At 71.0% G+C, this 7,387-nt stretch carries 6 protein-coding genes; 3 read left to right on the top strand and 3 right to left on the bottom strand.

Annotation, left to right across the window (positions count from 1 at the left end):
* The first annotated feature begins 95 nt into the window (after nt 1-95).
* From ACO03V_RS16015 to ACO03V_RS16025, 3 genes are all read left to right on the top strand, one after another.
* Nucleotides 96-1,232, top strand: a complete 1,137-nt coding sequence (locus tag ACO03V_RS16015; protein WP_423138327.1) for a S8 family serine peptidase — start codon at nt 96-98, stop codon at nt 1,230-1,232.
* 175 nt (nt 1,233-1,407) lie between these two features.
* On the top strand, nt 1,408-2,256 hold the full coding sequence (locus ACO03V_RS16020) for an NAD(P)/FAD-dependent oxidoreductase (RefSeq protein ID WP_423138328.1): 849 nt from the start codon (nt 1,408-1,410) through the stop codon (nt 2,254-2,256).
* Between the two features lie 53 nt (nt 2,257-2,309).
* Entirely contained in the window at nt 2,310-3,404 is a 1,095-nt protein-coding gene (locus tag ACO03V_RS16025; protein ID WP_423138329.1) for a hypothetical protein, read from the top strand.
* A gap of 89 nt (nt 3,405-3,493) precedes the next feature.
* On the opposite strand, the gene ACO03V_RS16030 is transcribed toward ACO03V_RS16025, so the two are convergent.
* The 3 genes from ACO03V_RS16030 to ACO03V_RS16040 form a co-directional block, all read right to left on the bottom strand.
* Nucleotides 3,494-5,494 carry a cytochrome c oxidase assembly protein gene (locus ACO03V_RS16030; RefSeq protein ID WP_423138330.1) on the bottom strand — a complete coding sequence of 667 codons (2,001 nt, stop codon included), beginning with the start codon at nt 5,492-5,494 and terminating at the stop codon, nt 3,494-3,496.
* 77 nt (nt 5,495-5,571) lie between these two features.
* Nucleotides 5,572-5,859, bottom strand: coding sequence for an HU family DNA-binding protein (locus ACO03V_RS16035; RefSeq protein ID WP_367734465.1), 288 nt, complete (start codon nt 5,857-5,859; stop codon nt 5,572-5,574).
* Nucleotides 5,860-6,057: 198 nt separating this feature from the next.
* Nucleotides 6,058-7,275 carry an MFS transporter gene (locus ACO03V_RS16040; protein ID WP_423138331.1) on the bottom strand — a complete coding sequence of 406 codons (1,218 nt, stop codon included), beginning with the start codon at nt 7,273-7,275 and terminating at the stop codon, nt 6,058-6,060.
* Nucleotides 7,276-7,387: the final 112 nt, after the last annotated feature.

Below are 7,387 nucleotides of genomic sequence, written 5' to 3' on the forward strand. Positions count from 1 at the left end.
GCCGTACGTTCGTCTCGTGACTTCCCCCGGAGTCAGCGCCGGTCCCCCCGTCGGCGCCCTGCACGCCCGCACCCCCCGGGCAAGAGAGGATCCCCATGTCCACGCGCACCCCCCGACGGTCACGGCTGACCGTCGCCGGCGCCGCGATCGCGATCGCCGGCGCCCTGACCGCCCTCAGCGCGGCCCCAGCGGCCGTCGCCGCGCCGGAGACGGACGACGAGTACATCGTCATGCTCCGCGACGGCGCCGTCGTCGACGACATCGTCCAGCGGCTCGGCAGCGTGCTCCCCGCCGGCTCGCTCACCCGCACGTTCGACGCCCTGGGCGGCTTCACTGCGACGCTGACCGGCTCCCAGGCCGCGCTGCTCGCGATGAGCCCGCTCGTCGAGACCGTCGAGCGCGACTCCGTCATGACCACCACGCAGGCGACGTGGGGTCTCGACCGCATCGATCAGCCCGACCTGCCGCTCGACGGCTCGTACACCCCGAACGGCACCGGTGCCGGCGTGACGGCGTACATCATCGACACCGGCATCGTGCCGGCGGATCCGGAGTTCTCCGGCCGGGTGACCCCGGGCTTCACCTCGATCGACGACGGACGCGGCACGGACGACTGCAACGGTCACGGCACGCACGTCGCCGGCACGGTCGGCAGCGAGACGTGGGGCGTCGCCACCGACGTCGACCTCGTTGCGGTCCGCGTCCTCGGATGCGACGGCTCGGGTTCTACGGCGGGTGTCATCGCCGGCATGGACTGGGTCGCCTCGCAGGCCCAGCGCCCGGCCGTGGCCAACATGAGCCTCGGCGGCCTGTTCAGCTCGGCGACCAACGCCGCCGTCGACCGCATGACCGACCGCGGCATCACGGTCGCCGTCGCCGCGGGCAACAGCTCGCTGCCGGCCTGCACGTCCTCCCCGTCGTCGGCGGCGTCCGCGCTGACGGTAGCCGCGAGCTCGCGCACCGACGAGCGCGCGTCGTTCTCGAACTTCGGCAGCTGCGTCGACCTGTTCGCGCCCGGCGTCGACATCACCTCGACGTGGCTCGACGGCACGACCAACACGATCTCGGGCACGTCGATGGCCGCACCTCACGTCGCCGGCGTCGCCGCCCTCGTGCTCGAGCAGGCTCCCGGGGCCTCTCCCGCAGACGTGACGTCGACAGTCCTCGGCGACGCCGTCGAGGGCAGGATCACCGGCGCGCTCTCGCCGAACCTGCTGGTGCAGGTGCCGTAAGGCCGGCAACATCCCGCGGGCGGCGCACGCCCGCGCATCAGCAGGGAGTCCCCTTCTCGCCACTCCGGCGCGGAGGGGACTCTTCTGTACAGGCGGCGCAAGCGAGAAGGGGCCTTGACCTCACGTCGACATGAAGTCGCACGATGGTGTCCGACCCCATCCGGAAGGAATCCCCATGTACGACACCATCGTCCTCGGCGGCGGACCGGCGGGCCTCCAGGCCGCCCTCACCCTCGGCCGCATGCACCGGCGCACGCTCCTCATGGACTCGGGCGTCTACCGGAACGGCACCGTCTCCCACGCCCACAATCTGCTGACCAACGACGGCCGCGACCCCGCCGAGCTGCGCGCCCTGGCCCGCGCGGAGCTCGCGGCCTACGCGACGGTGGAGATCCGGGATGCCGCCGTCTCGCAGGTCCGTCGCGACGGCGACGCCCTGGTGGTCGAGGTGGACGGCGCCGAGCTGCGTGCCCGCACCCTCGTCCTGGCCACGGGTCTCCACGACGAGCTCCCGCCGATCCCGGGTCTCGCCGAGCAGTGGGGCGACCGCGTCGCCAACTGCCCGTTCTGCCATGGACACGAGTTCGCCGGTCGCCCCGTGGCGGTGCTGAACGCCGACCCGCACGCGCAGTTGCTCGCCCGCATGCTCGGGCCGGTGGCATCCCAGGTCCTCGTCATCGACCCCGCGGAGGTGAGCGAGGTGCGCCGGACGGATGACGGGCTGGCGCTCCTCCGCACCGACGGCACGGTCCACGAGGTGGCCGGGGCCTTCGCCGCGCCGGTGTCCCGTCAGCGCGCCCCCTTCGCCGAACAGCTGGGGCTGGAGATCAGCGAGTCCGGTGGCGTGCGGACGGATGCCTTCGGACGGACCAGCGCGCCGGACGTGTACGCCGCGGGCGACATGGCGCACCCCGCGCACCTCCCCGGCCCGATGGCCTCCCTCGCTGCGGCGATCGCCTCCGGACAGCTCGCCGCCGTCGCCGTCGTGCAGTTCTTCGCGGCCGAGGAGGTCACAGCCGCGTGACGACTCCCCGTCACACGCGGCGTTCGTGGAGGTGGGATTCCTAGACTGGACAGGTGGACAACGCTGGCGGGGGGCCGACGACGCCCGAGGGGGTCGTCGCGCGTCGGGGTCGCGGACAGCGGCTCGTCGCCGAGCTGATCGCGCTCGGCCTCGTCGGCGTCCTCCTCCTCACAGCGCTCGGCGCCGGTGCCGGCGCGCTGTATCGCGACGTCTACGGTCCCCGCGCCTTCGTCACCCACTATCTCGACCTCCTCGCGGAGGGCGACGCGGCGGAGGCGCTCCTGGTGCCGGGCGTGGCGGTGGACTCGGTCGAGCTCGAGGCCGCGGGTCTGCCCGCGTCGGCGTCGGAGGCGCTCCTGCGCCCGGCCGCGATGTCGGAGATCTCGGATGCCACCGTGGTCGACGAGACCGCCGACGGCGATGTCACGCGGGTCACGGTCGCCTACACCGCGGGCGGCTACGCCGGGCGATCGACGTTCACCGTGCGGCAGGACGGGTGGATCGGCGTCGTCCCGCGGTGGACCTTCGCCGAGAGTCCCCTCGGCGTCATCGAGCTCACCGTGCGCGGCTCGATGAGCTTCGACGTCAACGGCTTCGAGATCGACAAGCGTCAGGTCTCGATCGACGGAGTGGATGCCGACCCGTCGGCATCCGTCCCCCTCCTCGTCTTCTCGCCCGGGCTCTACTCCGTCGGCGTGGACACCGCCATCTCGGCGACACCGGGGGTCGCCGTGCTGGCCGACTCCCCGCTCACCGGCATCCCGGTCGATGTGCAGGCGGAGCCGACGGACGAGTTCGTCGACGTCGTCCAGCAGCGGGTCAACGACTTCCTGTCCGAGTGCGCGGCACAGCAGGTGCTGCAGCCGACGGGGTGCCCGTTCGGGCTCACGGTGCGCAACCGCATCGACGGCACGCCGACCTGGTCGATCTCGCGCCAGCCGACCGTCACGGTCGTCCCCGACGGGGCCGGGTGGCGCATCCCCTCGGCCGAGGCCGTCGCGCACATCGAGGTCGAGATCCGCTCCATCTACGACGGCTCCCTCCGCAACGTCTCGGAGGACGTCCCGTTCCTCGTCGACGGCGCCATCACCGTGCTGCCCGACGGGACGGCCTCGATCCTCGTCGGCGGAGGCATGGAGAGCGACTGACCCCGGGTCTCGGTCCCTGTTCGCCCCGTCTTCCGCGGAACCCGCGCGACGCGGCATGCGATTGCGAACAATTTGCCCGTCGCCGGGGATCAGACGCGGTTGCGGGCGGCCTCGCGCTCGGCGCGGCGCGCATCGCGGGCGGCGAGCTTCGCCAGCTCCTCGTTGTACGCGTCGAGCTCCACGTCCCCGACGCGGTCCACGTGGCGGTCGCGGCGCTTCTGCTGACGCTCGTCGCTGCGCGACCACTGGATCGCGACGGTGATGGCCAGGATGAGCGTGGGGATCTCACCGACCGACCAGGCCACGCCTCCGCCGATGTACTGGTCCTGCAGCGGCGTCGGACCCCACTGGCGGCCCATCGCGCCGAACCACTCGGCGACCATCAGGCCGGAGTTCATCATGATCGCGATGCCGAAGAACGCGTGCATGGCCATGATCGCGATGAGCACGAGCAGGCGCATCGGGTAGGGCAGCCGGTACGGGACCGGGTCGATGCCGATGAGGCTGAGCACGAAGAGGTACCCGGTGATGAGGAAGTGCGCCACCATCCACACGTGTCCGAGGTGGTCGTACAACGACCACCGGAAGAGGTCCGTGTAGTAGAACGCCCACAGCGAGCCGATGAACAGCCCGGCGGTCACGTAGGGGTTAGTGAGGATCTTCGCCGCCGGATTGTGCACGGCCCACAGGATCCATTCGCGCCCGCCGCGGGTGCCGTCCTCGCGCTTGCGGATCGCGCGGGCGGCCAGCGTCACCGGCGCCCCCGCGACGAGGAGGAGCGGGATCGCCATCGACAGCAGCATGTGCCCGATCATGTGCATGCTGAACAGGTAGTCCTGGTAGACGTTGATCGGTCCGGACGTCACCCAGAAGACGCCGAACATGCCGAGGCACCACATCACCGTGCGGTAGACGGGCCAGCTGTCGCCGCGACGGTGCAGCCGCCAGGCGCCGGCCAGATAGAAGAAGACGGCGAACGCGACGACGAGCGCCCAGAGCAGGTCGATCTCCCACGCGGTGAACCAGCGGTCGATGGTGAACTCCGGCGGCAGCGGCGCCCCGGTCAGCACCTCCGCGGCCGTGGTGTCGACGGGAGGCAGCTCGTTCGCGGGCGGGGGCGTCCGCGCGAGAGCCGCGGCGACACCGCTTGCGACGCCCATGAACGCCAGCTCGAGGAGGATGACGCCCCAGAAGCGGCGCGACCCCGGCTCCTCCCCCATCCGGGCGATGAGCCGGCGGCGGTACCAGGCGCCGAGCACGCCCATGGCGAGGAGCGCCACGACCTTCACGAGGACGAGGACGCCGTACGGCGTCCAGAGGTTCTCCCAGCCGACCAGTCCGATCGAGGCGCGGACAGTCCCGGAGATCGACACCACGATGAACGCGACGAGGGCGATCGAGGAGTACCGCAGCAGCACCGTCTGGAGTTGCGACCGGGACATCACCGGGCGGACCGCGACGAGCAGGATGAGCCCGCCCAGCCAGACCGCCGCGGCGAGGATGTGGAGCACGAGCGACGTGACGGCAGCGGTGTGGCTGGCCTCGGTGCCGGCGTGGCCCTGAGTGCCCATCGGAACAAGCGCCGCCAGCGCGGCGATCGCGACGAAGAGCGTCGGAATCCAGGAGCGGACCGCGAAGGTGAGGACGGTGAGCACGGCACCGGCGATCGCCGTGATGAGCCAGGTGCGCCCGGTCTCCTGTTCGACCAGGAAGCGACCCAGCTGCTGACCGAAGACGGCGTCGGCGGTCGGCGTGGCCGGGATGACGTTGAGGAAGGTGAAGAACCCGGTGACGGCGGCCACGAGCGTGAAGACGGCCGCTCCGATCGACGCCGTGTCCAGGGCCACCTCGAAAGGCCGCTCACCCGCCTTGAGGGAGAAGAGGGCCAGGACGAGCGAGCCGACCATCGTGGCTGCGCTGATGTTCACGACCACCGTGGCCACGGGCAGTCCCCAGCGGACGACGGGCCCGGGATCACCGATGAGCAGAGGAGCTGCTCCGCCGCCGTACGCCAGGCCGGCGATGACGGCGACGAGCGAGACCACGACGAGAAGGACGGGTCCCGCCACACGGAGAGCTCGGGCGTTCACCCTGCAAGCCTACGTCTCGCGGGAACGCAGAAGGGGGGATGCCGCTGGGCATCCCCCCTTCATCGACGCAGCTCGTCTTACTTGACGGCGGCCTTCAGCTTGGAGCCGGCGGTGACCTTGACGCGCTTGCCCGCGGGGATCGAGATCTCCTCGCCCGTCTGCGGGTTGCGGCCGGTGCGCGCCGAGGTGGCGACCTGCTCGAAGGCGATCCAGCCGGGGATCGAGACCTTGCTGCCCTTGGCAACCGCGTCCGAGACGGTGGAGAAGAGGGAGTCGAGCACGCTCGAGACGGCGGACTGGCTCTGCCCGGTCGCGCTGGCGATGCTCGCGACGAGCTCGGTCTTGGTGATGGACTTGTCGGCCATGGGGTTGTCCTCCAGACGACGCGACGGTCGCCTCTCTTTACATCGGACGAGGAGGATTCCTCCTCGGTGGTCGGGAGACCGCCTCGACAGTATCAACCGAACCGCGGAAATACGCGGATTTTGAGCCGATTGGGCCGTTCCGGGCCGGCGTGTCGCGGTACACGTGGGGGGAATGGGGCTGACGGGGAGGCTGAGACGTCAGACCGACGGCCGCGCCGGGCGCAGCACCGCCACCGCCAGCGCGAGCGACACGAGGCACATTCCGAGCACGACGGCGAGGAACACGTTCCATCCGGCTTCCCCGAAGATCACGCCCAGCAGCCAGCCGAAGACGCTCGAGCCGCCGTAGTACCCCAGGTAATAGAGGGACGATGCCTGTGCGCGGGCTTCGGGACGGGATGCCACGGGTGTCCATCCGGACGCGACCGCATGGGCCCCGAAGAACCCGGCGGTGAACACCACGAGTCCGACGACGACCACCGGGAGGACCGGGACCGCCATGAGGAGGACGCCCGCCGCTGCCACCCCGATGCTGGCGACCAGGACGATGAACCGACCGTGCCGCACGGCGAGGGCGCCCGCCCGTGGGGACGACACCGTCCCGGCCAGGTAGGCGAGGAACAGGAGAGTGACCACCACCGGCGAGAGGGAGAAGGGAGGCGCGGCCAGGTGGAAGCCTAGGTAGTTGTAGACCGCGACGAACGCCCCCATCAGAAGGAAGCCCTGCGCATAGAGGACCAGCTGTGCCGGTGTCCGGAGGTTCATCCACAGACGCGCGACCAGCGAGGGGCCTCGGTCGCCCCGCTCGCGTGACCGGCCGGCGACGAATCCACGCGCCCGGGGAACGAGGACGAGGAAGAGGGCGGCGGCACCCGCGCAGAGGAGAACGGCGGATGCCACTCCCCACCGCCATCCGACGAGCTCGCCGACGGGACCCGCGATGATGCGCCCGCTGAGACCGCCGACCGTCGTGCCGGCGATGTAGGAGCCGGCGGCCGCCGCGACGTGACGCGCGTGCACCTCCTCGCTGAGATAGGCCAGCGCGACCGCGGGAACAGCGCCCAGCGCGACGCCCTCGGCGAAGCGCAGGGCCAATAGCGTCGTCACGTCGGGCGCAACCGACGCCCATCCGCCCAGAAGAGTCGCTGCGACGACACCCACCCCCATCGCGGGAACGCGTCCGACGCGGTCCGCGACACCGGACCAGGGGATGACAGCCGCCGCGAGACCGAGCGTGGACGCTGACACCGTCAACGCGGAGGTCGCGGGCGGAACGCCGAGGTCGGCAGCGATCAGCGGCAGCACCGCCTGCGGCGCGTAGAGCTGCGCGAAGGTGGCGATGCCGGCGAAGAACAGCCCCACGAGGAGCCGTCGGTAGTCGCGACTGCCCGGCTCATGCCCTGCGAACGCGATCACCCTTCGACCCTACTCACGCCATGGCGGGGGCGTCGAAATGTGCCTGTAAATGCGAAATGGCCACCCAGCGTTGGGTGGCCATTTCGTTGAAGAAGTCCGGCGGTGTCCTACT

It is taken from the genome of Microbacterium sp. HMH0099 (assembly GCF_049384025.1).
In the GTDB taxonomy this organism is placed as follows: domain Bacteria; phylum Actinomycetota; class Actinomycetes; order Actinomycetales; family Microbacteriaceae; genus Microbacterium.